Here is a 26,784-nt window from a genome sequence, read left to right on the forward strand (position 1 = left end):
TGTCGGTGCGGTGTGTACGGGGGCGCCGGCTCAGGCCGGCCGGGCCACCGGCAGACGGGCCAGGCGCTCCGCGATGTCCGCGGTCAGCTCCGCCTCCCGTGGCGCGAGGTAGAAGTGGTCGCCGGGGAAGGAGCGCACGGTGAAGTCGCCGCCGGTCAGCTCCGACCAGGCCTCGACGCCCGGCCGGGTGACCCCCGGGTCGCGGTCGCCGAGGTACACCACCACCGGGGCCCGCAGCACCGGCGGCCGCCGCCTCTCGTACGTCTCGATGAGCCGGTAGTCGGCCCGCAACACCGGCAGCAGCAGCTCGCGCAGCTCCGGTACGGCGTAGGCGTCACCGCCGAGTGTGCCCAGCCGGGTCACCCCGGCCACCAGTACGTCGTCCGCCGCCCGGTGCAGCGCTGTGGGCCGGGTGACGTGCGGCGCGACACGGCCGGAGAGCATCAGCAGGGCCGGTCCCGGACCGTCGGCCGCGGGGCCTTCCAGGCGTACGGCGACCTCGTAGGCGACCGCCGCGCCCATGCTGTGGCCGAACAGGACCAACGGCCGGTCGCGTCGGGGGGCGAGTGCCTCGGAGATCCGGTCGGCCAGTTCGTCCATCGTCTCGACGCAGGGTTCGCCGATCCGTTCCTGGCGGCCCGGGTAGCGCACGGCGAGGAGTTCGACGTCGGCGGGCAGCCGGGGTGCCCAGCCGTGGAAGAGCTGGGCGTTGCCGCCGGCGTGCGGGAAGCACACCAGGCGCACGCGGGGCGCGACCGCTCCCGGATAGCGCCGGAACCAGATCCCCGGCCCGGTCACAGCGCCATGCCGCCGTCGATCCGCACCACCTGGCCGGTGATGTACGCGGCCTGCGGCGAGACCAGGTAGGAGACGAGGGAGGCGACCTCGTCGGGGGTGCCGAAGCGGGCCAGCGGGATGCGGCCCATGGCGTCCTTGGCGACCGACTCGGGGACCCCGGCGACCATCTCGGTGTCGATGAATCCCGGGGCGACCGCGTTGGCCCGGACCCCGTACCGGCCGAACTCCTTGGCCAGCGCCTGGGTGAGGCCGATGATGCCGGCCTTCGACGCCGAGTAGTTGGTCTGCCCGGCGTTGCCGACGACGCCGGCCACCGAGGACAGCGTCACCACGGTGCCCTCGCGGCGGCGGATCATCGACCTGACCACCGAGCGCAGCAGGTTGTAGGTCCCGTCGAGGTTGGTGCGCAGCACGGAGTCCCACTCGTCGTCCTGCATCAGCGCCAGCGGCCGGTCGCGGGTGATGCCGGCGGACGTCACGACCGCCGTCACCGGACCGAGGCCCGACTCGACGTCGGCGACGAAGGCCCGTACCCCGGCCCGGTCGGCCACGTCCACGCGGCGGGTCAGCACGCGGCGGCCCGCGGCCCGGATCTCCTTGGCGACCTGCTCGGCCGCGCTCTCGTCGGACCGGTAGCAGATCGCGACGTCGAAACCGTCGTTCGCGAGCCGGGTGGCGACCGCGCGCCCGATCCCCCGCGACCCTCCGGTCACCAGCGCCACCTGCCCGGACTGCTCCGGCGTCTGTTCCCCAAGCTCCGGCATCTTTCCCCCATCCGTTCGGATGGGTCGAGCGTGTGTTCGCGGGCTATATCTGGCCTATACGGCACCCTGCACCAGCCGCCCGCCCCACGCCCCGCGTGCGCCGGGCACCAACCGTCCGGCGCACGCGCCCTTCTCGCCGGGTACGCCGTGGACGCCCGCCTCCCCGCTGGCCGCCGGGGCCGTGCTGGGCGGACGGCGGGGGACGGGCGTTCCGCGCGAGGCGGGCTCGCGGTCCGTCGCCGCCGCCCCGGTGCCTCACGCGCGGTCTGGTGACCGTCAACGTGGCCAGCGAGGTGTGCACCGACCTTGAGCCGCAAGCCCGATGGCTACTGGACTGCCACCTGCGACCATGCCCACAGCCGTGTCAGCGGCGTGCTCGTCGTGAACAACCCAGCACCCTGGACCTGGACGAAAAACACTCCCGTTCAGGTCGAGCGCCAGCCCGCGATTCGCTCCGTCCACACCGCACTCGGTCTGCCGGAACGCTGGCCGACCGGCGACGCCTTCCCCCGGAGTGACCCGAGATGACGGCAGTGGCATCGTCAGTCTCGACAGCGGCACCTGGTGAGACCGCCTCATGCGCACGCAGCGTTCGGTGTGGGCCGCCTCTGCTGGACTGGGGAGGCCGCTCGACCGGGTTCGGGAAGCATCCGTCGTGCACCGTGTGGACGCCCTGATCGGCCAGCCGATGCTGTGCCGCATCGGAACGAAGTGGCCTGCGGCCGCGGGCCGAAGGCTGCGAGTCGGATGTGGCTTGCGGACGGGTTCTCGCCCGGTCCGCGCTTCAGGCTACGACCGCTCCGAAAACTGACGGTCTTTTGGAGGGTGCGCAGGATGAACCAAGCTCTCATGACCGCATTGGCGGCAGCAGCGTTGGTCGTGTCCGGGGGCAGCACCACCGCCTCCGCTTCGGTGACGGCGGAGCCGACTTCGCACATTCCGATCGCGCGTCCGGCGTCGTCGTGCAGCCGGAAGTAGTGACCATAAGCGCCGCCGGTGCGGGTCGACGGGGGTCGTGCTCTGGTAGCCCGTGTCTCTCACCAGCTCGCCGGTACGCAGAACGTCCCGGATGGGCCGTTCTTGCCTTCCACAGCCACCGGCGGGAGCGTGGCCGTCGGCTCCCCTGTTCGCCGCGGCGTGGCACCGGTGGCGGCTGGGCTGACGCCCGTCCTTTCCGGGCCGCCGACCCGGTTGCGGGGGCGGCCCTTGGAGGTGCCGACCGTTAGTGCCTCGCGGCCGAGCGTGCCCTGATGGTGAGGGCGGCCAGGGCCATCATCAGGGCGCCGAAGAGCGCGGCGCAGGCGTACATGGCGAAGCCGATGTCGGCGTTGCCCGCCTCGATGAGGGCGCCGCCGATCCACGGGCCGAAGATGGCGCCGAAGCGGCCCATGCCGGAGACCCAGCCGAGGGCGGTGGGGCGGTCCTCGTCGTTGTGGTGGGTGCCGACCGTCGCGTAGACCATGGTCTGGCCGGAGAAGAGCAGCAGTCCGGCGAAGAAGACCACCGCGTACAGGATGCCGACCGACATGTGGACGCCCATGAGGTAGACGAAGACGGCGGTCAGAAGGAACCAGGCGATGACGACCTTGCGCGGGCCGATGCGGTCGGCGGTGCGGCCGGCGATGAGCATGCCGCAGATGCCGCCGACGTTCAGGAACGTCGAGAAGAGCAGCGAGTCGCCGGTGTCGTAACCGAGCTCGACCATGATCTTCGGAAGCCACTGGCCGACGCCGTAGACCAGGAGCAGACCCGCGAAGGAGGTCAGCCAGAAGCACAGGGTGGTGGACCACTGGCCGTGCCGGAAGAGGTTCTTCAGCGCGTCCAGCTTGTCCCCGCCGCTCGCCTTGGGCTCGGCCAGTTCGGTGCCGTAGGCGGCGGCGAGCAGCTCGGCGTCGGCGCGGCGGCCACGGGTGAGCAGGTTGGTGGGCGACTCGGGCAGCAGCTTGAAGGCGGCCGGGAGCAGGATCAGGGCGGGCAGGGCGGAGGCGATGAAGGCCGTTCGCCAGCCGTGGTCGTCGACCAGCCAGAGGGCGATCAGCGGGGCCAGGGCGCCGCCGGTCTGGTGGGCGGTCATGATGACGCCGGTGGCGAGGGCGCGGCGGCCGCGCGAGGTGAACTCCATGCCGTACGAGATCGCGATCGGCAGCAGCGCCCCGAGGCCGAAGCCGCACACGAAGCGGAAGAAGCCGAACTGGCCCGAGGACTGGGACCAGCCGGTGCCCAGCGTGGCGAGGGTGAAGATCACGACGCTGACGAAGACGGTGACACGGCGGCCGATCCAGTTCGAGGCCATGCCGGACAGGATCGTGCCGAGCAGCATCCCGAAGTTGGCGTAACTGCCGATCGTGCCGGCGACGTCGGGGGTCAGACCGAGGCTGTGGCCGCCGAGCATCTTGGGAAGCACGGAGCCGTAGATGAACGTGTCGATGCCGTCGAGGAGGACGAGTCCCCAGCACAGGGCGATGACGGCGGTGCGGCTACGGCGGGTCGCTGTCCCGGTCGCCGGGGCGAGCGGGGAGGTGGCGGAGGAGGACATCGTTGTTTCCTCTCGTGCGGGACGTCAGGACGGGGCCCTGGTCCCTGGCTGCAAGGGCAGTGGGGCCGGTGCGGCTCGCGCGGCCGGTGGGGAGGACGGACGGAGCATGCCCCCGAGCTGCGGACTCCGCGTGGGGAGCCTCGAGCTCGCTGTGGCGTAGACGTTAAGAAGCCACAGCCATCACGTCAACACTTTTGTTAACAATCTAGGCAACGATTCGGCCCCGGGGTACGGACGGCCGTTCCCCGGGGCCGGACAGGACGAGATCACATCAGGGCTGCACGGGCGGCGTGCCGTGCGTGTGGAAGGACTCGATCGTCTTCAGGCCCCATGCCTGGCCCTTCTTGCGCTCCTCCTCGGTCCAGGTGATGAGCGGCCAGTCGGGGGCGAGGACGAGACGGGTGAGGGGGTTGCAGAGTTCGATGCGGTTGCCGCCGGGTTCGTAGACGTAGAGGAAGAACGTCTGCTGGATGGCGTGCTTGTGCGGCCCGGTCTCGATGAAGACGCCGGTGTCGATGGCAAGGTCGGCGGCGCGCAGGATGTCCTCGCGGGTGTCCGTGGCGAAGGCGATGTGGTGCAGACGGCCCTCACTGCCGGTCCAGTCGGACGTGTAGACGACGTCGTACGACTTGTCGGTATACGTCAACCAGCGTGCCGCGATCTTGCCTGAGTCGAGCCGGATCTGCTCGGTGGGGCGGGCGCCGAGGAGCTGTTCCTGCCATTCGGCGTTGGCGAGGACGTCGGCGGCCAGGAAGTTGATGTGGTCCAGGCGGCGGACGCCGACGCCGCGGTTGGGTTTCGCCTGCGGCTGGTTCTTGAGAGACGGCTTGAGCGCCTGGGGGGCCTGATAGTGCTCGCTCTCCCAGTACAGGGCGTGTTCGTGGCCGTCCGGGTCGGTGGTGACGTAGAGCCGGCCGAGGCCGGGCTCGTCCTCGGTCCACTTGCCCGTGCCGCCCGCCGCCTCGATGGCCTCCACCCGACGTCGGAGCGCCTCCTCGCTGGAGGTGCGCAGGGCGAGGCGGCCGAGGCCGGGCTGTTCGCGGGCGGTGAGGACGAGACTGTGGTGCTCGTAGTCGTCGAAGGTCCGCAGGTAGACGGTGTCGCCGTCCTGCCCGTTGACGGTCAGGCCCAGGAAGTCGGTGAAGAAGGCGACGGAGGCGTCCAGGTCCGGGGTGAACAGCTGGGCGTGGCCGATGTGGGCGATGTCGCCGAGAGGCGGGGTCATGAGCGACCTCCTGTGGGTGGTACGGGGAAGACGGTGCCGTCGAAGATCTTGCGGGCGGTGCGGACGACGGCGGTGCGACGGGCTCTCAGGCCGCCCTCGGGGGTGCGATCGATGCTGCTCTCGATGTCTGTGAAACCGCTGGGATGCTCGATGCGCAGCCGATCGTCCTCTTCGGGGAGGGCCGCGACGCCGTGCGCGACGCTTCCCTCGATTCGCAGCCCGGCCGCCACGCTCGCGGCGCCGAGGACGCCTATGGAGGTGTGGACGCGGGCCGGGATGAAGGTACGGGTGGTGACAGCGCCGCCGTGGCGGGGCGGCGAGAGGAGGGTGAGCTTGGGGACGGTGGTTTCGGTGACATCGCCGAGTCCCATCAGCTTCCCGGCTTCCAGCCGGATTTCGTGGAGCCGGGCGGTCAGTTCCCCGTTGGTCTCCAGGTCCTTGGGGTCCTCCTGACCGGTGACCTCGAGTGCCTCGGCCGGGATCAGAACGGTTGGCATGCCGTTGTCGACGCACGTGACCTGGATGCCGGCGACCGTGTCGCTCACGTTCCCCGTGGGCAGCAACTGCCCCTCCCGCGGGGGGAATTCGATGACCACGGCAGCTGCGCTTCCGGGAACACCGGAGATTTCCGTGTCGCCGCTGTAGTCGACGCGGCCGTCAGGGGTCGGGAACGTCGCCGTGGCGAAGTCACCGGAGTTCACCATGCGGATGCGCACGGATGTCTCGCTGCTGCCTGCTCGTACGAGTCCGCGCTCGACAGCGAACGGGCCGACCCCTGCGAGCAGGTTGCCGCAGTTCTGGCGGTCCGAGACCACTGCTTTGTCCACGGCGACCTGGAGGAAGAGGTAGTCGACATCGGCCTCGGGGTCGGTCGACGGGGACACCACGGCAACCTTGCTCGTGAGGGGGTGGGCGCCGCCGAGACCGTCGATCTGGCGCGGGTCCGGGCTGCCCATGACCCGCAGCAACAGCTCGTCGCGGACGGTCTCCTCGGTGGGCAGGTCGTCCGCCAGAAAGTAGGCGCCCTTGGAGGTGCCGCCGCGCATCAGCATGCAGCGGACCTCCGCGGGGCCGCTCACGACTCGACCTCCTCGTAGGTGCGGTACTCCACGCCGAGTTGCTTGAGCTTGTCCCGCAGCCCGTAGCGGTCCAGGCCCAGTTCGCCCTCCAGGAAGGCGGCGCGGGCGGCGGCCTCCTTCCGCTCGCGGGCCTCGGACGCCTCGGCGGTATCGCGGGCGCGCTCGCGCGGGACGACCACGACGCCGTCGTCGTCGGCGACAATCACGTCGCCGGGGTGGATCACCTGGCCGCCGATCACGATCGGTACGTTGACCCTGCCGCCGGTCGCCTTGACCGTGCCCTGCGGGCTGACGGCGGCGGACCAGGCGGGGAAGCCCATCGCGCGCAGTTCGGCGGTGTCGCGGATACCGGTGTTCAGGACGACGCCACGCACCCCGCGATGGGCGAGGGCTGTGGCGAACAGCTCGCCGAACAGGCCGTCGGTGCACGGCGAGGTGGTGGTGACGACCAGGATGTCGCCCTCGCCGCACTGCTCGACCGCCGCGTGGATCATGAGGTTGTCGCCGGGCCAGCACAGCACCGTGACGGCGGTGCCGGCGACGCGGACGCCTTGCTGGATCGGGCGCAGATGCGTGCCGAGGAAGCCGGTGCGGCCCATGGCCTCGCCGACGGTGGCCGTTCCGTAGCCGGCGAGCGCTTCGACGTCCTTCGGGGCGGCCTTGGGCGGGTTGGTGACGATCATGCCGGGCATCAGGCGAGCTCCTTCGCGATCTGCGGGTAGGGCCGCATGTACGCCTCGGCCATGGTCTTGTGGGCAAGACCCAGGTTGGGGCCGGCGTTGCGCTTGAGCTGCACCCCTCGGCGGACGGCGAGATCGGTGTAGTAGTCCCACAGGTGCTGCTGGGCGCTCAGGCACTCCATGGCCTTGCGCTTGGTGTCCCAGACCTCGGTGATGTCGAGGAGGACCTCGGGCTTGAAGCCGCTCATTTCGGGCTGGTGCGGTTCGAAGTAGAACACGGGTGGGGCGCCGATGATGCCGCCCTCGCCGGGGTAGCCGATGGCCTGGGCGAGGACCCGGGCCTCCAGGGCCATGCGGTTGGCGGCCGGGTGGTCGCCGTTGTACGGGTCCTCGACCGGGTGCGTGAGCACGACGTCCGGCTGCGTCTCCCGGTAGACGGCGACGAGCTGGTCGGTCAGCTCGGCCGTGGCGACCAGCGGGTAGTCTCCGGCGTCGAAGAAGCGGACCTCGGCGCCGAGCGTCGCGGCGGCCCTCTCCGCCTCCTCACGACGGATCGCCTTGATCTCGTCGAGCTTCTTCCCCTCCCGCCACGCCTTCGCCGACTCGCCGCGCTCGCCGAAGGTCAGGCACGCGATGGTGACCTGCTCGCCCCGGGAGGCGGCCAGGGCTATGGCTCCACCCGCCCGCCACACGAAGTCACCGGCGTGCGCGGTGACGACGAGGGTAGATCGGGGCGGAGTGGCGGCGGGTGCGCCGTTGCCGTGGGTCATGCTGCATCTCCTTGGTGACAGGTGCCGCACCCGCCCCAGGAGCGCGTCTCAGTCGGCGCGCAGGGCGTCGATCACGCTGCTGAGGTGGGCGCGAACGGCCGTCTCGGCCGCTTGCGGATCCCTGGCCCTGATCGCTTCGATCACGGCCAGGTGCTCACTCAGGGACTGCTGCGGACGGCCCGGCCGCAGCGCCAGCTGGAAGCGGTGGCGCACCAGCTGGGCGTTGAGCCGCTCCAGGAGACCGACGGCCGTGTGCTGGCCGGAGGCGTCCCGGATCAGGGCGTGGAGGTCATGGTTGAGCTCGGAGTAGGTGACCGGATCGCCGCCGGCGACCGCCTTGGACATGGCCTCGCCCAGGTCGGTCAGCTCGTCGAGCTGCGCGTCGGTGGCCTCGGTCGCCGCCTTGGCCGCGCACAGCCCTTCGAGCACCATCCGGCACTCCGTGATCTCCACGGCCTCCTCGACCGTCACCACCCGCACCCGCGAACCGCGGTTGCGGATCCGCTCCACCAGCCCCTCGGAGGTCAGATCGAGCAGCGCGGCACGCATGCTGGCGCGCGTGACGCCGTAGCTCTCGGCGAGCTCGTTCTCCACCAGCCGCTGGGCCGGCGCCATCTCGCCCTGCAGGATTGCCTTCCTGAGGCGCTCCAGCGCGTACTGCTTGGCCTGCTCTCCGGAGCCTGGACGGGCTTCCTTCGGCATCTGCCCTCCCTGAGTGAGTGCCTGTCGACGCTAAATCTAGAGCAACAGAATTGTCAACGATTCTGTTCTCATTCTTGAGGGTGGGGCGCGTCACGGCGGATGCGGCAGGCGGCGCCAATGGCTCTCGTCGAGGGTCAGGTCGTCGGCGAAGGAGGGCGGAGTGGCCGTTGTGACGGTGTCGGTGGCTAGCTCTTGTAGCCCGTCACCTTGGCGACCCACTTGATGAAGTCGCCCGGGTCCTCGTTGGTGGCGTGGCCCTTGTCCCAGTAGTACGCGTGGTCGACGTCGTCACCGAGGTTGTCCACGGCCATGGCGAGGTTCGCGGCGACTGTCAGCGCTGTGTCGGTGTCGGATGTGCCGAGCCGGACCCACCAGTGCTTGGAACGGTTCGGGTTGCGCTCTTCGAGAAGGTGGAACATCGGGTTCATCAGCTTGAGCTTCTCGGGGATGTCGCTGTCGACCCGCTTGCTGCTGAGCCCAGTGGTGTCGTTCTTCGCGCTGTAGGCGGTGAAGTGACGGGCCTTGGTGGTGCCCTTGCCGAACTCGTTGTTCTCACCGGCGGACAGGTCGAACGCGTCGAAGGCCGGCTGGGTCTTCTTCCGCTGTGCCACGTGCGCGAGGTAGCCCTCCCACGTGAAGGTCGCCCGGTTGTTCTTCCACGTGATGAACGTGTTCCTGGCCAGGTATGTCTCGCGCTCGGAAGCCGACAGGGCCGCGAGGTACTTCGTCGCCGACGGCCGGAGGTAGTGCTCCAGGAGGTAGTCGGTATAGTTGCGGGCGGTGATCTTGCCGAAGCCCGAGCCCTTGAGGCCGCGGAGTTTCAGGCCCGCCTGGTATTCGGCGAACTGCGACCGGAGCTCCTTCGACACGCTCTGGTCGACGGTCTTGCCGGTGGTCTGCGTGGGCAGGGTGCCCCAGTTCCACTCGTAGGCGCCGTCGGCGTGCTCCAGGTCCGTGATCGGGCACCAGGCGCCGGTCGCGAAGATCGCGTCGGAGGCATCGGCCGCGCCGGCCTCCCTGAGGTACGGCTCGTAGATCTCGCTGTCGCCGGAGGCGCCGAGCAGGGCCGAGGAGGCGCCGCCCGCGCTGGTGCCGGTGGACACGATCCGCTCCACGTTGCCCGGGATGCGGCCCTTGCTGGCGCGGATGTAGCGCACGGCGGCCTTCAGGTCGACGATCACTGCGGGGGCTGTGCCGTAGTAGCTGCCGGAGGAGTCCGTAAGGCTGCGGCCGCGGGTGCCGGGCTCCACCACGACGTAACCGGCGACCAGGGCCGGCTTCGCGAGGTTCACCATGCCGTTGATGGCACCCGTGCCACCCGCCATGCCGCCGCCCGTGCCGCCCGGAGGCATGCCGCTGGGCATGGCACCGCCCATGCCGGTCATCTCCAGCTTGGCCTGTCCCACGCCGGTGGCCTCGGCCACGCTGGTGGGCATGTAGGCTCCCACCGCGTTGGCGAGCACGATCGGGGCGTTTGAGGCATCGACCGCCGTGCCGTCGATCTTGACCGGGACGCTGACCACCAGGGTCTGGTGGTCGGAGTCGCTCGGGTTCGTGACGTAGTTGCGGGCCTTGTAAAAGCGGTACGTCACCGAGTGCTCGGTGCCGGAGGCGTCGGCGATCGACTCTGTCTTCTCTGTGAAGTCGTCCTGGTCGAAGACCAGCAAGTCGTTGACCGAGGCGCCCTTGCTGTCGGTGCCGCCCGTGTTGTCTGCCTGTGCGGTCAACGTGATGCCGCCGACGGCTGCGACCCCGGCGGTCGCACCGAGTCCTATGACGACGCTCCTGCGGTTCACTGCCCTGTGCTTCATGGTCATCTCCTCGTCGCGGCGAGTTGTCCGCCGTCCGTGGGGGGTGCTTCACGTTGAGTGTGCGGGCTCCGGTTCTTTATTTTCAAGGGTTGAAAAATTAGAAGGACGTCAAATCGAGGAGCGCTGTGGCGACGATGCACAATCGAGGCGTGAACACCCCCGCTCCCACCGACTCCGCGGCTGTGCGCCGGGCCAACCTCTCCCTGGTTCTGCGCTACGTCGCCGCGCACGGCCCGTGCGCACGCACCGAGGTCGCCGCGGGCACCGGCCTGGTGCACGCTTCGGTATCGGCGCTCGTCGCCGACCTGATCGATCGCGGCCTAGTGGCGGAGGTCGGCGCCGCCTCGTCGGGGGGGCGCGGCCGTCCGCGCCGGCTCGTGAGTCTTGTGCCCGCGCGAGTGCGGACCACAGCTGTTCATGTGGCCTGGGGATACAGCACGGTGATGACGTCCGACCTGGCCGGCGTACCCGGCCTGCCGCGCCAACTACCGAACTCGGGGGGGCCGTTCGGACCTGTGGAGAACCTGGCCGATGACATCGCCTCCGCCGTCGACGCCGTCGGTCCCCCGGAGCCAGGAGTCCATCATGGCCGTCTGGTGATCGCTCTCTCCGGACCGGTCACCGAAAGGGATCAGGACGCGCCGAGCCCTGCGCGCAGTGCCTCGCACCTCGCCCGCCTTGTGGCCGACCGGCTGCCCGGACTGCCGTGCCCCGTCGACGTGGTCAACGACGCCAAGGCCGCGGCCTTGGCCGAGTACCACGCCCTTGCCGTACGGGGTGGCACCGTCGCGTACGTGAAGTCCGACGCGGGAGTGGCCGGTGCGCTGATCGTCAACGGCCGCGTCTTTCACGGCAGTCACGGCCTGGCGGGGGAGCTCGGCCACATCCCGGTCTCTCTCGACGGGCCGGTCTGCCGGTGCGGCGCGACCGGCTGCCTGACCACGTACGTCAGCACCCGCGCGGTCCTGGAGGAGGCCGGCCTCGGCGGTTCGACTTCGCCTCACCACGCCAGTGCCGCCCTCACCGAACTCGACCACCGCCTGCGTGCAGGGGAGCCGGTCGCTCTGGCCGCACTGAACCGCGCCGGGCACGCCCTGGGCGCCGCCCTTCAGTCGCTCACCGGAGTGACCGACCCCGATCATGTCGTCCTCGGAGGCCGACTCGCCGACTGGCTGCCCTGGTTGAGGCCCGGCATCGACGCCCGCCTCGCCGCGCGCCGGGGCGCCTTCCCAGCCTTTTCCCTTGCCGTCACGCCGGGGACCCTCGGTGCCGACGCGGCCCTCCATGGTGCGCTCGCCGCCGGACGCGAACACGTCCTCGCCGACCCGGCCGCCGTTCCGAAGGGATCCTGACGTCGGCGTCGTACATGCCCTCGCCGAGGCCCTCGTCCGTCTTGTCGTAGGCGGACGTGAACGTGATGTCCGCGTACCTAAGGTGGGCTCCAGGGTGTCGAAGTTCGGCGCGGTACGGATCTGCACCGGCCCAGGCCATCAGCCCTGACCTCGGCGGGCCGATGACCCCCGGCCGGCACCGTGGACTTCGTCATCGCCACCGCACCAGACGCATCACTGGACCTCCGCGTAATGCCGACCGGGACCGAAGAAGGCTCAGCCGTGAGCCGCCCTGCCCGGTTGTCGGCATGGGCATGCCCGCGGAACCGCCGGGGGCGGTCACGGGGTTCGGAAGCCTCGGAAGGTCACCTTCTTGCGTGTCGTGAAGCCGAGGCGCTCGTACAGCGCGATGACGGCGGTGTTGGTCTCGGCGACATGCAGGAAAGGACGGTCGCCGCGCGCCAGGATGCGTGCGGCGAGCGCACGTACCAAGCGGGTGGCGTGGCCTTGGCCCCGTGCCTCGGGTGCGGTGCAGACGGCGCTGATCTCCGTCCATCCCGGGGGCCGCAGGCGTTCCCCGGCCATCGCCACGAGGGCGCCGTCGCCCCTGACACCCAGGTAGGTGCCGAGTTCGTGGGTGCGTGACCGGAAGGGCCCCGGCTCGGTCCGCGCGACGAGATCGAGCATCTCGGGCACGTCGTCCTTGCCCAGGACGACCATGTCGCTGTCGGGCTCGGCGCCGCGCCGGTCGGGAAGGGGGCCGCCGGACCGGATCAACTGACGGCCCGCCAGGCTGAAGACGGGCTCCCAGCTCGGCGGCGGGCCGGCCGGGCAGCTGAACATGTCGGCGAAGGCACCCGGACCGAGCAACGCGGCGAGGTCGGCCCAGTCCCGTGCCCCCGGCTGGACGGGCACGGCGGAGAAGGTCGCCACGTCGGCGCAATAGGTGGCGGCTCCACCCAGCCGTCGGGCGAGGTGCGCGTGCGGGCCGCCGAGCGACTGCCCTACAGGATCGTCGAGTACCGAGTCGTCGATCATCATTCCTGCAGTCTCACATCCGTGGCGGACGCAGTGCCCGATCGATGTCACCTGCCGCGGGCGCCCCCGGTTGTCCGCAGTCGAAAAGTTTCGCGTCCCTGTACCCGACCGGGTGGCGTTGCTTTCATGTGACCGCTGCCGCCCGAGCGGGCGCACGTACACGCGAGGAGTGTTCAAGTGCTTTCCACCGAGGCAGGGGTTCCGGAATCGCTCCAGTTCGGCACGGGGCGTGCGGTGCTCGACCCGGTGACGGGCGCGCCGGTGCAGTTCCTGGACGACCGGGCCCCGGTACGGCGGTTTCTGCTCGATCAGGACGCCGCGCCCTGGCACTCGGTGGAGCACCAGTGGGGGACCGGGCATCTGGTGACGGACAGGGGAGCGGCCCGGTGGCTCGCGCCCTCGGGCCTGCGGATGGCGGAGGACGTCGTGGAGGCGGTGCACACACCGCTGCCCGGGGTCCGGGTGGAGGTGCGGCGGTGCGTGGACGGGGCCGTGCTGCGTGAGCGCTACACGGTCGTGAACAGCGCCGACGAGTCCCTCGCCGTCACCGGCCTGGGCATCCAGACGCCCTTCGCCGACTGGTACCGGGACGCGCGGACCTCGCTGGAGGAGGCGGTGCACGCGCACGTCTTCACCGGAGGCACGTGGGCGTGGGTGCTGGCCCAGCCCATGTCCGGTGAGGGGCGCTGCCTGGGACTGATCGTGCGGGAGGGGGCGGTGCGCGCGTACTCGGTGGAGTCCCGCAACCAGGCGTCCCTGTCCGACGTCCGCGGTCACCTGGTCCTCCAGGTCACCGACCATGCCCGCAACCCCGACGCGTTCGGCGGGCAGCCGGTGCTCCGCCTGGCGCCGGGGGAGTCGGTCTCGCTCGCGTGGGAGCTGGGCTGGTACGAGTCGGTCGGCGCGTTCACCGCCGCCACCCGGCCGCCGGCCGCCTTCTCCGCGTACGCCGCCGAGACCGGCACCCCGATCGTCGTCGAGGCGGCGTCGGTGAGCAGCCCGGACCCGCAGGTGAAGGTGGAGCGGGAGGCGGAGGGCCGGTACCGGGTCGAGGCGTCCGCACACGGCACCCGCACCCTGGACATCGGCGCCGGCGCCCGTACCGAGGTGCTCTTCCATCTCCCGCTGGAGGAGGTCGTGCGCCGCCGCGTCGCCTACATCGCCTGCCACCAGCGGGCCGTGGAGCGGCCCGGTCTGCTCGCGCATGCCTTCGTCCCGGTGAACACCCGGACCGGGCTGACCGGCGCCACCAACGGCTGGCCGGACTGGTCCGACGGCTCGGAGCGGATCGCCATGCCGCTGCTGCTGCAGGCCGCCACCGCCCGCGGCCTTGCAGACCCTGAGGAGACCGGCCCCCTGCTGGATGGCTGGGCCCGCTTCGCCGTACGCCACCTCCTCGACGAGACCGACGCCCCGCGCCGCGGCTCGCAGACCTGGCACCTCGAACCGCGGCTGTACGACATGCCCTGGCTGGCCCGCTTCTTCCTCGACCGGCACCGGGCGCACGGCCGGGAAGAGGACCTGGAGCGCGCCGCCCGCGTCATCGAGCGCCGCTTCGACCTGGGCGGCGCCACCCATCTGTCCATCGACGACTCCCCGACGACGACGGCCGTCTGCGACGCCCTCGACACCGCCGGCCAGAGCGCCCGCGCCGCACGGCTGCGTGAGCAACTGGTCGACAGCGCCCGCCGGTTCGCGCGCCTGGGACGGCAGCTGCCCGCCCACGAGGTCAGCTACGAGCAGGCGATCGTCGCCCCCCTGCTCGACCTCCTCAGCGACGCCTACGCCCTCACCGGCGAGGCCGTCTTCCACGACGCGATCGAGGAGCGGCTGCCCTGGCTGCTGGCCTTCGGCGGCCCCCAGCCCCACGCACGCCTGCACGGCATCGCCATCCGCCACTGGGACGGCTACTGGTTCGGCGAGAACCGGCTCTGGGGCGACGTCTTCCCGCACTACTGGAGCACCCTGACCGCCACGACCCTGCTGCGCCTCCCGGCCACCCTGCGCACCCCCGACACCGACCGCCTCGCCGAGACGATTTTTCGCGCGAACCTGGCCAACTACCACGAGGACGGCTCGGCCACCTGCGCCTTCGTCATGCCTTCGGCCGTGGACGGACGCCCCGCGCACACCGCAGATCCCCTCGCCAACGACCAGGACTGGCACCTCGTCCTGTGGCTGCGCCACCACGACGACCGATAATGTCCGCGATAATGCTGGGCATATTGTTAACAATCTTGTAGCGTGCGTCACGCCTTGACCTCGAGGCATCCGCGAAGCACCTGGTGCTCGATGAGGGGAGACCCATGCAGAGGTTGACCACGTCCTGCGGACGAGACGCACTCGCCCACCCGCCGAGCGTGCGGGCGGAACGCCCAGTGATTCGCACACGCCTCCTGAGAGGTGTGGCGCTCGCGGGTTCCCTCGTCCTCACGTCCGTCGCCGTACCGGCCTCCGTCGCGGCGGCCGCCCCCGCGCAGAGCCGCAGCCACGCGGGCTCCCAGGACGCGGCGCTCGCCTTCGACCCCTCCCGCTACACGACGATCACCGTCACCGTCGACGGCCGTCCCCTGCAGGTGCGCTGGTACAAGGAGATCTGCTACGTCGCGAACCCGGTCGCCGCGGCGGCACAGCAGCCCGGCGGTCCGGGCGGGGGCACCACCACCACCATCTCCAACACCGCCTGCGGCTACCAGAGCATGAACGTGTTCGTCTCCGAGAGCGCCTTCGGCGACCAGCGGGCACCGATCTACTTCGCCGTGAACAACAGTGGCTGGATGGCCAGTTACATACGGGCGAGCGTGACCGCCGGCGCCGCCTACAACAGCGCGACGAGCAACGTCGGCGCCGCCCTGAAGGCGGGCTACGTCTTCGTCGACGTCGCCAGCCGCAGCCGCGGACTGATCGGCGCCGACGGCTCGTTCCCCGGCAAGGCACCCGCGGCCGTCACCGACGCCAAGGCCGCCGTGCGCTACCTGCGTCTCAACGACATCGCGATGCCCGGCAGCGCGGAGCGGATCGTCGTCAACGGCACCAGCGGCGGCGGAGCGCTGGCGTCGGCCCTGGGCGCTTCCGGCAACAGCGCCGAGTACACCCCGTACCTCGCCGCGGTCGGCGCCGCCGGCATCGACGCCAAGGGGCGCAGCACCCTGCGCGACGACGTCTTCGCCGTCAACGCCTACTGCCCGATCACCGACCTCGGCAACGCCGACATCGCCTACGAGTGGCTCTACAACGCCCTCGGAACCCGCGACATCACCGGGCAGAACCTCTCACCCGCGGCGGCCACGGAGACAGCGGCCCGGTTCGCGGCCTACGAGAAGAGCCTCGGCCTGCGCAACCCCGACGGCTCCCGGCTCACCGCCGCCACCATGCTCGACACCATCCAGCAGGAGGTCGTCCGCTCCGCCGAGACCTACCTGAAGGAGGATCCCGCCCACACCATCCCACCGCTGGGCGGCACCTTCCAGATCACGGCGGGCGGCACCACCAAGTCGTACGTCAACGACTGGATCGACGTCGACACCGCCACCCGCACCGTGCGCTCCGTCGACATGACGAAGTACCTCGCCTTCGTCGCCACCCAGGCCGCCCTCAAGACAACCCCCGCCTTCGACGCCGTGGGCGTCGCCGGGAACACCACCAGCCGCACCGAGACCAACCTCTTCGGCCCGCCGACCCAGATGTACCTCAACTACACCGAGTACAGCTGGAACCACAACGACGTGCCAGGCGACGGCAGTGGCCTGGACGACACCGGGCTGACCTGGAAGCAGTACACCGCGCTGCCGAGCACCACCGTCGACGACCAGATCCACCTCATCAACCCGATGGACTTCATCGGCACCAAGGCCGACACCGCGCCGAACTGGTACGTCCGCCATGGCACCCGTGACCGCGACACCGCCTTCACCGTCTCGGTCAACCTCGACCGCGCCCTCGCCGCCGACAAGCAGGTCGAGGAGCTGGACTACCGGCTCGCCTGGAACCAGCCGCACGCCGGGAACTACGACGTGCCCGAGGCCATGGCGTGGATCGCCAGGATCGTTCAGAAGGCCGGCGACCCGCTCGCATAACGGGCAGGACCGCCACCGGCCGCCCCGCCCGGGGACAGGGCGGCCGGGCGATCGAGCACGCTGACTGCAAGGTCCGGCCGCATCCTCCAGTCCCCCGGCCCCCGCTCAGGAGAACGGAGACCATCATGGCCGACATCGGCCAGCAGCTCATCGAGAAGGACCTCGCAGCCGTCGAGGCCGGCGTGCTGCAGTAGATAGCCCAAGCCCGGGCGCGCCGGGAGCGGGAACGCCGACAGCGCGCCGAGTTCGCCGCATCGCGGGCCGTCAGCGTCCGCTGCGTGACTTGTGGAAGGCCGTGTACCGGAAAGAGGGCTCGAAGCTGTTCGTGCGATGGTCGATGAAGGGGCGACCGCGCGGCGGGCCAGACGGCTGTCCGTCGTTGCCGGTCACGAGTGGGCGGGGATTCGACTCATTCTCAGCCTGCTCCAGCCAGGTTGGGTGCTGGTTCGGGCGAAGCCTTACGGCTGTGGTCGGGACGTGCCGATGCGCCGGGATCGATGGGACGGTTGCGCGATGCCGTCCCGTATGGGGGGGCTGACTCTTGAGATCTTCCGCAGGCCGCAGCGCGAGCCGTGCTCAGCGGCCGCGCCCGGGCCCAGGCCAAATCCGGCGACGGACCCGTGCACGCCGCCCGGATCTACAAGCTCGCCAAGGACTCTGCGGTCAAGGCCCGCACCCAGGCCATCAACCAGCTCAAGGCCGTCTTGGTCATCGCCGACCCCGCCCTGCGGGAACGGTTGTCGAGCTTGGGCAATGCCGAGTTGTTCCGCACTTGCGCGCGCCTGAGCCCACCCGGTGGTGGGGGAGACGAGGAAGCCGTGGCCCAGGCCACCCACATGACGCTGCGCATGCTCGCCGAGCGCATCGAACAGCTCACCGGACAGATCAATGAGCTGAACAAGCGACTGACCCAGCTCGTCGAACACCACGCCCCACAGCTACTCGAACCGGTGGGCATCGGTCCGGACAGCGCAGTCACTCTACTGATCACCATGGGAGACAACCCCGAGCGGCTGAACACTGAGGCGTCCTTTGCTGCCCTTTGCGGGGCCAGCCCCATCGAGTACTCCTCCGGCCGGCGGCGCACGCGTCGGCTGAACTACGGCGGCGACCGGCAGGCGAACGCGGCCCTGCATCGCATTGTCTTCACCCGGCTTCGCCACGACCCGCGTACCCAGGCGTATTACGAACGCCGCACCCAGGAGGGCAAGACCCGACGTGAGATCGTCCGATGCCTCAAGCGATACGCAGCCCGCGAGGTCTTCAACCTGGTCAGACCGGTTTCCCGCACCCCCGTGTTATAGGGGCGTCCGTGAGACGTGAGAGGGTCTGGGGCGTGAGTGAGACACCACCGAACACCCTGCAATACCGCTTTGACGGGCCAGAAGACGCCCCGGTCCTGATCCTGGGTCCCTCACTGGGTACCACATGGCACATGTGGGACCGGCAGGTCCCCGAGCTGGCGCAGCAGTGGCGGGTCTTCCGGTTCGACCTGCCCGGGCACGGGGGCGCACCGGCCCATCCGGGCGGCTCCGTCGCCGAACTCACCGCACGTCTGCTCGCCACGCTGGACGGGCTCGGCGTACAGCGCTTCGGCTACGCGGGCTGCGCGCTCGGCGGCGCCGTCGGCATCGAGCTGGCGCTGCGCCACCCCGAGCGCCTGGCCTCCCTCGCGCTGATCGCCGCCTCGCCCCGTTTCGGCACGGCCGACGAGTTCCGGCAGCGCGGTGTGATCGTCCGGACGAACGGGCTCGACCCCATCGCCCGCACCGCGCCCGACAGATGGTTCACGGGCGGGTTCGCCGCGGCCCAGCCCGCGATCACCGAATGGGCCGTGCAGATGGTCCGGACCACCGACCCCGGCTGCTACATCGCCGCCTGCGAAGCGCTCGCGGCCTTCGACGTGCGCAGCGAGCTCGGGCGCGTCGGCGTGCCGACCCTGGTCCTGGTCGGCTCCGAGGACCAGGTCACCGGCCCCGCCGAGGCCCGCACCCTGGTCGCCGGCATCCCCGACGCCCGCCTCGCCGTCGTCCCCGGCGCCTCCCACCTCGTCCCGGTCGAGCAGCCGGCGGCCGTCACCGACCTCCTGGTCCGGCACTTCGGCACCGCCTGGCAGCCCGCCCACGACTCCGCCACCGGCCAGACCGCCGTACCCGCCGTCGCCGCCGCCCCCGTCCAGCCCGCCCTGGCCGCCGTGCCGCCGCAGCAGGCCGCCCCCATCGCGGAGATCGCCCCGGCCGCCGTCCCCGCGCAGGCCGAGGGGCGTCCCGACCCGTACGACGCGGGCCTCAAGGTGCGGCGCGAGGTGCTCGGCGACGCGCACGTCGACCAGGCGCTGGCCGGGTCCGACGAGCTCTCCGGGGACTTCCAGGAGTTCCTCACCCGCTACGCCTGGGGCGAGATCTGGGACCGGCCCGGCCTGGACCGCCGCACCCGCAGCTGCGTCACCCTCACCGCCCTGGTCGCCGGCGGTCACCTGGAGGAGCTCGCCGTCCACACCCGGGCGGCCCTGCGCAACGGCCTCACCCCGGACGAGATCAAGGAGGTGCTGCTCCAGACGGCCGTCTACTGCGGAGTACCGGCGGCGAACAGCGCCTTCCGGGTGGCGCAGCGGGTGATCCGCGAGGAGACCACGCCGCAGGAGTGAGCCCGGGCCGGCTGCCGGGGCGCGGCCGTCCGCCGGGGTGCGGGCAGGGGGAGGATGGAGTCATGAAGCTCACCAAGAAGTCGCACTCCTGTGTCCGCCTCGAAAAGGACGGGCAGGTCCTCGTCCTCGACCCCGGCGCCTTCAGCGAGGAGGACGCCGCGGTCGGCGCGGACGCCATCCTCGTCACCCACGAGCACCCCGACCACTTCGACGAGCTGCGGCTGCGGGCCGGCATGGAGGCCAATCCGGCCGCGCAGATCTGGACGCTGCGGGCGGTCGCGGAGAAGCTCTCCGCGGCCTTCCCGGGGCGTGTGCACACCGTCGGCCACGGCGACACCTTCACCGCCGCGGGCTTCGACGTGCAGGTCCACGGCGAGCTGCACGCGGTGATCCACCCGGACATCCCGCGCATCACCAACGTGGGCTACCTCGTCGACGGCAAGGTCTTCCACCCGGGCGACGCCCTCACCGTCCCCGATCACCCGGTCGAGACGCTGATGCTGCCCGTCATGGCCCCCTGGAACAAGATCTCCGAGGTCATCGACTACGTCCGCGAGGTGAAGCCGCAGCGCGCCTACGACATCCACGACGCCCTCCTCACCGACCTCGCCCGCCCGGTCTACGACCGCCAGATCGGACAGCTCGGCGGCGCGGAGCACCTGCGCCTGGCCCCCGGGGACTCCGCGCAGATGTGAGGAGTCCGGCTCCCGGGCGGGACCGGGTTGTCAGTCCCGCCCGGTAGGTTGTGAGACATGCGCATCGCCACCTGGAACGTGAACTCGATCACCGCCCGCCTGCCGAGGCTGCTCGCCTGGCTGGAGAGCAGCGGCACCGACGTGCTGTGCCTCCAGGAGGCCAAGGTCGCCGAGGAGCAGTTCCCGTTCGACGAGCTGCGCGAGAAGGGCTACGAGGCGGCGGTCCACGCCACCGGCAGGTGGAACGGCGTCGCGGTGCTCTCCCGCGTCGGCATCCAGGACGTGGTCAAGGGCCTGCCCGGCGACCCCGGCTTCGAGGGCGTGCAGGAGCCCCGGGCCATCTCCGCGACCTGCGGCCCGGTCCGCGTCTGGTCGGTGTACGTGCCGAACGGCCGCGAGGTGGAGCACGCCCACTACGCCTACAAGCTCCAGTGGTTCGAGGCCCTGCGCGCGGCCGTCGCGGGCGACGCGTCCGGCAGCCGCCCGTTCGCGGTGATGGGCGACTACAACGTGGCGCCGACCGACGACGACGTCTACGACCCCGCCGCGTTCGAGGGCTCCACCCACGTCACCCCCGCCGAGCGTGCCGCGCTCACCTCCCTGCGCGAGGCCGGCCTGTCCGACGTGGTCCCGCGCCCGCTGAAGTACGACCGGCCGTTCACCTACTGGGACTACCGCCAGCTCTGCTTCCCCAAGAACCGCGGCATGCGCATCGACCTGGTGTACGGCAACGCGCCGTTCGCGAAGGCCGTCAGCGACGCCTACGTGGACCGCGAGGAGCGCAAGGGCAAGGGCGCATCCGACCATGCGCCGGTCGTGGTGGACCTGGACGTGTAGTCACCGGCCGTCCGCCGGGAAGTACGGCTCGCGCGCCTGTGGTGCGCGCGGTGGTACGAATGACAGGCTGGACGTATGAACATCCCCTTCCTGGGCAAGCGGCGCGAAACCCCCTCGGCCCCCGACCCCGAGGGCATCGCCGACCTGCTCGCCGAGTGCGAACTGCTCCGCTCGCAGGCCTCCCGGGAGGGCGTCCGGCTCGACGACTCCGCGGCCTCGCTGGAGGCGCTGGACCAGGTGCTGCCGCGCTGGCGGGACGACGCGGAGATCCTGCCCTGGCTCGGCAACGACGCCGGGCTGTACCTGGGCACGGTCATCGTCCGGACCGTGCCCGGTGCCGCCTGGCACCTGTGGCCGGACGGCCGGCTCGTCGTCCGGCTCGCCTCCGGCCGGGAGTTCGACGTCGTGGCCTTCGGCCACGAGTGGGCCACGGCCGGTGTGCCCGAGCTGTCGCAGCTGTACGCGGAGGTCGCGGAGCCGTGAGTCCGCTGCCCCGAACGCCCGCTGCTAGGAGGCCCGGTGGGAGTTCCGGGGAGCGGGCGCGGGCAGTGGGCTCGTCGCCGCGCGGGTGACGTCCGCGACGAGTTCGACCACGTCCGGTCCGTACGCCTGGGAGTTGACCACCTTCAGCAGCAGGACGAACGCGTTGTTGCCGTGCTTGCGGGCCAGCCGCTCGTGGTGGCGGGCGAGGTAACGGGTGGCGGCCTGGTTGGTGATCGCGCGCTGGCCGCAGAAGAGGAACACGGGCCGGACCTCGCGGCGCTCCCCGGCGGTCAGCCGGGCCAGCAGGACGTACTCCGAGACACCGGGGTCCATGCGGTAGCGCTCCGAGCCGATCTGGAACGCCCCGCGGTCCGGCCCGGGCTCCGGGTCGATGTTGACCCGCACCCCGGGCAGCATGGCCGCCATGTGGGCCGCCATCCGCCGGTTCGACCCGGGCCCGCCCACGCAGAACTCCGTCCGCTCGCCGAAACCCTGGTGCACCGCGTCCTGCGTGACCACCTGCACATGCGCCCCGCAGTCCTTGATCAGCGCGGACAGCTCCAGCAGCGCGAACACGTCGAAGCGGTGCACCGCCGGTTCGGTGGCGGCCGGATCGCGGTTGACGACGAGCAGGGACTCGGAGTTCTCCGGCAGCCCGAGGAACGCCTGCTTGCGGCGGAGTTTCCGCTTCCACAGGTAGGTACGGGCGAGCCAGCCCAGCGCGGCACTGATGCCGGCCGCTATCACACCCAGGGCGATGTTGCGGACGTCGTCATTCATGGGCGCGCATGCTAGCGGGCACGGGTGCACCGGCGTTCGACAGGTCCCTGACGCGGCCATGACGATGAATTAAGCTGCCTGGACGGCCCTTCCCTGGAGGTGCGGATGCGTCGCCCTGTCGCACGGAATCTGACGGTCCTGGCGGTCTCGGCCGCCGTGGTGTCGGTGGGCGCGGCGGCCCCACCCGGCCCCGGCCCCGGGACCGGGCCCGCCCCGAAATCCCCGGTCGCCGTCGGCTACGGCGGCGCGGTGGCCAGCGTCGACCCGGACGCCTCCGCCGCCGGCATCGAGATCCTGCGCAAGGGCGGCAATGCCGTCGACGCCGCCGTCGCCACCGCCGCCGCGCTCGGCGTCACCGAGCCCTACTCCGCCGGCATCGGCGGAGGCGGCTACTTCGTCCACTACGACGCCAAGACCCGCACGGTGCGCACCATCGACGGCCGCGAGACCGCGCCGCTGACCGCCGACGAGGACCTCTTCACGGAGAACGGCGAGCCGCTTCCCTTCGCCGAAGCAGTCAGCAGCGGCCTCGCCGTCGGCACCCCGGGCACGCCCGCCACCTGGCAGACCGCCCTCGACAAGTGGGGCAGCCGCAAGCTCTCCTCGGTCCTCGCGCCCGCCGAACGCCTGGCCCGCGACGGCTTCACCGTCGACGAGACCTTCCGCTCCCAGACCGCCGCCAACGAGGCGCGGTTCCGCCACTTCCCCGACACCGCCGAGCTGTTCCTGCCGAAGGGCGAGCTGCCGGTCGTCGGCTCCACCTTCAAGAACCCCGACCTCGCCCGCACCTACCGCGAGCTGGCCCGCAAGGGCGTCGGCGCGATCTACCACGGCGACCTCGGCGAGGACATCGTCGCCACCGTCAACAAGCCGCCCGTCGACCCGGACTCCGGCTGGAACGCCCGCCCCGGCGACCTGTCCGCCAAGGACCTCGCCGCCTACCGCGCCGAGCTCCAGCCGCCCACGAAGACCTCGTACCGGGGCCTGGACGTCTACTCCATCGCGCCCTCCTCCTCCGGCGGCACCACGGTCGGCGAGGCCCTCAACATCCTCGAACGGACCGACCTGTCGAAGGCGAGCCAGGCGGGCTACCTGCACCGTTTCATCGAGGCGAGCCGCATCGCCTTCGCCGACCGCGGGCGCTGGGTCGGCGACCCCGCCTTCGAGGACGTACCGGCGAAGGAACTGCTGTCGCAGCGGTACGCCGACTCCCGCGCCTGCCTGATCAAGGACGACGCGGTGCTCACCAGCCCCCTCGCCCCCGGCGACCCGCGGCACCCGGAGCCGTGCGCGGGCGGCGGCAAGGCGGCGCCGACGACGTACGAGGGCGAGAACACCACCCACCTCACGGTGGCCGACAAGTGGGGCAACGTCGTCGCCTACACGCTCACCATCGAGCAGACCGGCGGCAGCGGCATCACCGTGCCCGGCCGGGGCTTCCTGCTCAACAACGAGCTGACGGACTTCTCCTTCGCGCCGGCCAACCCGGCCGTGCACGACCCGAACCTGCCCGGTCCCGGCAAGCGCCCCCGGTCCTCGATCGCGCCCACCATCGTGCTGGACCGGCACGACAGGCCGGTTGTGGCGGTCGGCTCGCCCGGCGGCGCGACCATCATCACCACCGTGCTCCAGACCCTGACCGGGTTCCTCGACCGCGGTCTCCCGCTCGTCGAGGCGATCGCCGCGCCCCGGGCCAGCCAGCGCAACGCCGCACAGACCGAGCTGGAACCCGGGCTCTACGACAGCCAACTGCGCGGGCAGCTGGAGGCCATCGGGCACTCCTTCAGGCTCAACCCCGAGATCGGCGCGACGACCGGCGTACAGCGCCTGCCGGACGGCAGGTGGGTGGCCGCCGCCGAGAAGGTACGACGCGGCGGCGGCTCGGCGATGGTGGTGCGCCCGGCCCACTAGGGCCTGTCACAGTTCGGGGGACGGCCGTGCCTGCGTGCGGAACGCGAGCCGGCCGTCCTCGACGTCCACCGTCACGCGGCCGCCCTCCGTGACCCGGCCGTCCAGCAGCAGCCGGGACAGCTCGTTGTCCACCTCGCGCTGGATGGTGCGGCGCAGCGGCCGGGCACCGTACTCGGGCTGGTAGCCGCGCTCGGCGAGCCAGTCCACGGCCGCGTCGGTGAAGTCGACGGTGATGCCCTGCGCGCTGACCATGCGCCGGGTCTGCTCCAGCAGCAGGCTGGTGATCTGCCGCAGCTGGTCGCCGCTGAGCTGGCGGAAGACGACGATCTCGTCGATGCGGTTCAGGAACTCCGGCCGGAAGTGCTCGCGCAGCGGCCGCAGCACCTGCTCGCGCCGGGCCTCCTCGTCCGCCTCCGCGCCGCCCGCCCCGAAGCCGATGCCGGCACCGCGCCGGATGACCACGTCGGAGCCGAGGTTGCTGGTCATCACCACGACCGTGTTGGTGAAGTCCACCGTCCGGCCCTGGGAGTCGGTCAGGCGTCCGTCGTCGAGGACCTGGAGGAGGATGTTGAAGACGTCCGGGTGCGCCTTCTCCACCTCGTCGAGCAGGAGCAGCGAGTACGGGTGCCGCCGCACCACCTCGGTGAGCTGGCCGGCCTCCTCGTGCCCGACGTACCCGGGCGGGGCGCCGACCAGGCGGCTGACCGTGTGGCGCTCCTGGTACTCGCTCATGTCCAGCCGGACCATCCGGTCCTCGCTGCCGAACAGGGACTCGGCCAGCGCCCGGGCCAGCTCGGTCTTGCCGACGCCGGTCGGGCCGAGGAACAGGAAGCTGCCGATCGGCCGGTCGGGGCTCGCGAGCCCGGCGCGGGAGCGCAGCACGGCGTCGGAGACGACGCGTACGGCCTCGTCCTGGCCGACGACCCGCTCGTGCAGGTGCTCCTCCAGGCCCAGCAGGCGGTCCTTCTCCTCCTGGGTGAGGCTGCTGACGGGGATGCCGGTCTGCCGGGACACCACCTCGGCGACGGCCTCGGTGCCCACCACGAGGTTCTGCCCCTCGTCGGCCTCGTCCTCGCCGGCGGTCTCGGACAGCCGCTGCTTCAGCTCGGTGATGCGGTCCCGCAGCTGCATGGCCTGCTCGTACTGCTCGTCGGCGACGGCCTGGTCCTTGTCGCGGGTCAGCTGCTCGACCTCGCGCTCCATGGTCCGTACGTCCGTGCCCTTGGTGCGGGCCCGGAGCCGCACCCGGGCGCCGGCCTGGTCGATCAGGTCGATGGCCTTGTCCGGCAGCCGCCGGTCGGTGAGGTAGCGGTCGGACAGCTCCACGGCCGCCACCAGCGCCTCGTCGGTGTAGCGGACCTGGTGGTGGGCCTCGTAGCGGTCGCGCAGGCCGCGCAGGATCTCGATCGCGTCCGTGGCGGTCGGCTCGGGCACCAGGATCGGCTGGAAGCGGCGGGCGAGTGCCGCGTCCTTCTCGATCCGGCGGTACTCCTCCAGCGTCGTGGCGCCCACGATGTGCAGCTCGCCGCGGGCCAGGGCCGGCTTGAGGATGTTCCCGGCGTCCATCGACCCGCTCTCGCCGCCGCCGCCCGCGCCGACCACGGTGTGCAGCTCGTCGATGAAGATGATGAGCTGGTCGGAGTGGGCGCGGATCTCGCCCACGATGTTGTTCAGGCGCTCCTCGAAGTCGCCCCGGTAGCGGGTGCCCGCGACCACGCCCGTCAGGTCCAGGGCGACCACCCGCCGCCCGGCCAGCACGTCGGGCACGTCGCCGTCGGTGATGCGCTGGGCCAGCCCCTCCACGATGGCGGTCTTGCCGACGCCCGCGTCACCGATCAGCACCGGGTTGTTCTTGCCCCGGCGGGAGAGGACCTCGACGGTCTGCTCGATCTCGTCGTCGCGCCCGATCACCGGGTCGATCCGGCCCTGCCGCGCCAGGTCGGTCAGATCACGGCCGTACTTGTCCAGGGTCGGCGTGTTGGTGGTCCGCGGCTGCTCCGGGCGGGCCTTCGTCGCGTCCGGCGCCTCGGGCGGGAGGCCGGAGGGCGCGAACCGGGCCGCGTTCAGGATGTGCCCGGCGGCCGAGTCGGGGTTCGCCGCGAGGGCGCTGAGCACGTGCTCCGGGCTGATGTAACCGGTACCGGACGCCCGGGCCAGTTCGTGCGCGTCCAGCAGGGCGCGCTTGACGGCCGGGGTCAGCGAGAGCGAGGTCGGCGGCGGGACCTCGCCGGGCGGGTGCTGCACCGGGCCGGACCGCTCGTCGATCTGCGACGCCAGCGAGTCGGGGTCCGCGCCGGCCCGGCTGAGCAGGCTCCGGGTCGGCTCCGTGGCGAGTGCGGCCCGAAGCAGGTGCTCGGTGTCGAGGTCGCGGCTGCCGTGCTCGGCGGCGTACTGGGCGGCGCCGCGCACCAGCTCCCGGGCCGGCTGGCTCAGCAGCCGGCCGATGTCGATCTGCCTCGGGCGCGGGCCGCCGAAGAAGCGTGCGAGAAATTCCGCGAACGGGTCGCCCTCCGGGCCCATGTAGCCGCTTGTCATCGTCTCGGGTCCTCCGCTGCTCCGCTGCTCGACGTGCCGGGGCCGGGTAACCCGGCCGGGCGCCGGTCATGCCCAACATGACACGT

21 protein-coding genes and 1 pseudogene are annotated in these 26,784 nt (G+C 71.3%); 10 read left to right on the forward strand and 12 right to left on the reverse strand.

Annotation, left to right across the window (positions count from 1 at the left end):
• Positions 1-30: 30 nt before the first annotated feature.
• Both H0H10_RS33590 and fabG read right to left on the reverse strand, forming a co-directional pair.
• A complete protein-coding gene (locus H0H10_RS33590) occupies positions 31-798 on the reverse strand; it encodes a thioesterase II family protein (protein WP_188184963.1) in 768 nt (255 codons plus the stop codon).
• A complete protein-coding gene (gene fabG / locus H0H10_RS33595) occupies positions 795-1,562 on the reverse strand; it encodes a 3-oxoacyl-[acyl-carrier-protein] reductase (RefSeq protein ID WP_188184964.1) in 768 nt (255 codons plus the stop codon). Before fabG ends, H0H10_RS33590 begins: the two co-directional genes overlap by 4 nt.
• Before the next feature lie 306 nt (positions 1,563-1,868).
• Here fabG and H0H10_RS33600 point away from each other — a divergent pair, with 306 nt between their 5' ends.
• The gene (locus tag H0H10_RS33600; protein ID WP_223180840.1) at positions 1,869-2,090 is read left to right on the forward strand and encodes a hypothetical protein; all 222 of its coding nucleotides are present in this window, start codon (positions 1,869-1,871) and stop codon (positions 2,088-2,090) included.
• A 694-nt stretch (positions 2,091-2,784) separates the two neighbouring features.
• Here the strand turns inward: H0H10_RS33600 and H0H10_RS33605 are convergent.
• The 7 genes from H0H10_RS33605 to H0H10_RS33635 all read right to left on the reverse strand — a co-directional run bounded on the left by H0H10_RS33605 (position 2,785) and on the right by H0H10_RS33635 (position 10,365).
• Positions 2,785-4,098, reverse strand: a complete 1,314-nt coding sequence (locus H0H10_RS33605) for an MFS transporter (RefSeq protein ID WP_188184965.1) — start codon at positions 4,096-4,098, stop codon at positions 2,785-2,787.
• 271 nt (positions 4,099-4,369) lie between these two features.
• Positions 4,370-5,323: a catechol 2,3-dioxygenase gene (locus H0H10_RS33610; RefSeq protein WP_188184966.1), complete on the reverse strand. Its 954-nt coding sequence runs from the start codon at positions 5,321-5,323 to the stop codon at positions 4,370-4,372.
• Positions 5,320-6,402 (reverse strand): 4-oxalomesaconate tautomerase, encoded by a 1,083-nt coding sequence (locus H0H10_RS33615; RefSeq protein WP_188184967.1) that lies wholly within the window; start codon positions 6,400-6,402, stop codon positions 5,320-5,322. Before H0H10_RS33615 ends, H0H10_RS33610 begins: the two co-directional genes overlap by 4 nt.
• On the reverse strand, positions 6,399-7,094 hold the full coding sequence (locus H0H10_RS33620) for a 4-carboxy-4-hydroxy-2-oxoadipate aldolase/oxaloacetate decarboxylase (RefSeq protein WP_188184968.1): 696 nt from the start codon (positions 7,092-7,094) through the stop codon (positions 6,399-6,401). The genes H0H10_RS33615 and H0H10_RS33620 overlap by 4 nt, the downstream gene beginning before the upstream one ends.
• Positions 7,094-7,852, reverse strand: a complete 759-nt coding sequence (locus H0H10_RS33625; protein ID WP_188184969.1) for a PIG-L deacetylase family protein — start codon at positions 7,850-7,852, stop codon at positions 7,094-7,096. Before H0H10_RS33625 ends, H0H10_RS33620 begins: the two co-directional genes overlap by 1 nt.
• Before the next feature lie 48 nt (positions 7,853-7,900).
• Entirely contained in the window at positions 7,901-8,554 is a 654-nt protein-coding gene (locus H0H10_RS33630; protein ID WP_188184970.1) for a GntR family transcriptional regulator, read from the reverse strand.
• 185 nt (positions 8,555-8,739) lie between these two features.
• Entirely contained in the window at positions 8,740-10,365 is a 1,626-nt protein-coding gene (locus H0H10_RS33635; protein WP_188184971.1) for a subtype B tannase, read from the reverse strand.
• 149 nt (positions 10,366-10,514) lie between these two features.
• On the opposite strand from H0H10_RS33635, the gene H0H10_RS33640 reads away from it, so the two are divergent.
• Positions 10,515-11,717, forward strand: coding sequence for an ROK family transcriptional regulator (locus H0H10_RS33640; RefSeq protein ID WP_309141950.1), 1,203 nt, complete (start codon positions 10,515-10,517; stop codon positions 11,715-11,717).
• 318 nt (positions 11,718-12,035) lie between these two features.
• Here the strand turns inward: H0H10_RS33640 and H0H10_RS33645 are convergent, their stop codons facing one another.
• The gene (locus H0H10_RS33645) at positions 12,036-12,737 is read right to left on the reverse strand and encodes a GNAT family N-acetyltransferase (protein ID WP_188184973.1); all 702 of its coding nucleotides are present in this window, start codon (positions 12,735-12,737) and stop codon (positions 12,036-12,038) included.
• Between the two features lie 174 nt (positions 12,738-12,911).
• Here H0H10_RS33645 and H0H10_RS33650 point away from each other — a divergent pair, with 174 nt between their 5' ends.
• The 7 genes and pseudogenes from H0H10_RS33650 to H0H10_RS33680 all read left to right on the forward strand — a co-directional run bounded on the left by H0H10_RS33650 (position 12,912) and on the right by H0H10_RS33680 (position 21,472).
• Positions 12,912-14,936 (forward strand): hypothetical protein, encoded by a 2,025-nt coding sequence (locus H0H10_RS33650; protein WP_223180841.1) that lies wholly within the window; start codon positions 12,912-12,914, stop codon positions 14,934-14,936.
• A gap of 203 nt (positions 14,937-15,139) precedes the next feature.
• Complete coding sequence (locus tag H0H10_RS33655) at positions 15,140-16,810, forward strand: subtype B tannase (protein WP_188184974.1); 1,671 nt, start codon at positions 15,140-15,142, stop codon at positions 16,808-16,810.
• A gap of 554 nt (positions 16,811-17,364) precedes the next feature.
• A pseudogene (locus H0H10_RS41010) lies at positions 17,365-18,114 on the forward strand (transposase); the annotation flags it as partial.
• Between the two features lie 32 nt (positions 18,115-18,146).
• The gene (pcaDC, locus tag H0H10_RS33665; protein ID WP_188184975.1) at positions 18,147-19,457 is read left to right on the forward strand and encodes a bifunctional 3-oxoadipate enol-lactonase/4-carboxymuconolactone decarboxylase PcaDC; all 1,311 of its coding nucleotides are present in this window, start codon (positions 18,147-18,149) and stop codon (positions 19,455-19,457) included.
• A gap of 62 nt (positions 19,458-19,519) precedes the next feature.
• Complete coding sequence (locus H0H10_RS33670; RefSeq protein ID WP_188184976.1) at positions 19,520-20,152, forward strand: MBL fold metallo-hydrolase; 633 nt, start codon at positions 19,520-19,522, stop codon at positions 20,150-20,152.
• A 57-nt stretch (positions 20,153-20,209) separates the two neighbouring features.
• Positions 20,210-20,989, forward strand: a complete 780-nt coding sequence (locus H0H10_RS33675) for an exodeoxyribonuclease III (RefSeq protein WP_188184977.1) — start codon at positions 20,210-20,212, stop codon at positions 20,987-20,989.
• A 75-nt stretch (positions 20,990-21,064) separates the two neighbouring features.
• Complete coding sequence (locus H0H10_RS33680) at positions 21,065-21,472, forward strand: DUF6278 family protein (RefSeq protein WP_188184978.1); 408 nt, start codon at positions 21,065-21,067, stop codon at positions 21,470-21,472.
• Between the two features lie 24 nt (positions 21,473-21,496).
• Here the strand turns inward: H0H10_RS33680 and H0H10_RS33685 are convergent, their stop codons facing one another.
• A complete protein-coding gene (locus tag H0H10_RS33685) occupies positions 21,497-22,252 on the reverse strand; it encodes a hypothetical protein (protein WP_188184979.1) in 756 nt (251 codons plus the stop codon).
• Positions 22,253-22,357: 105 nt separating this feature from the next.
• Here H0H10_RS33685 and ggt point away from each other — a divergent pair, with 105 nt between their 5' ends.
• Complete coding sequence (gene ggt, locus H0H10_RS33690; RefSeq protein ID WP_188184980.1) at positions 22,358-24,163, forward strand: gamma-glutamyltransferase; 1,806 nt, start codon at positions 22,358-22,360, stop codon at positions 24,161-24,163.
• Positions 24,164-24,169: 6 nt separating this feature from the next.
• Here ggt and H0H10_RS33695 read toward each other — a convergent pair whose 3' ends face one another.
• A complete protein-coding gene (locus H0H10_RS33695) occupies positions 24,170-26,698 on the reverse strand; it encodes an ATP-dependent Clp protease ATP-binding subunit (protein ID WP_188184981.1) in 2,529 nt (842 codons plus the stop codon).
• Positions 26,699-26,784: the final 86 nt, after the last annotated feature.

Origin of the sequence: Streptomyces griseicoloratus (assembly GCF_014534645.1) — a bacterium.
In the GTDB taxonomy this organism is placed as follows: Bacteria; Actinomycetota; Actinomycetes; order Streptomycetales; family Streptomycetaceae; genus Streptomyces; species Streptomyces griseicoloratus.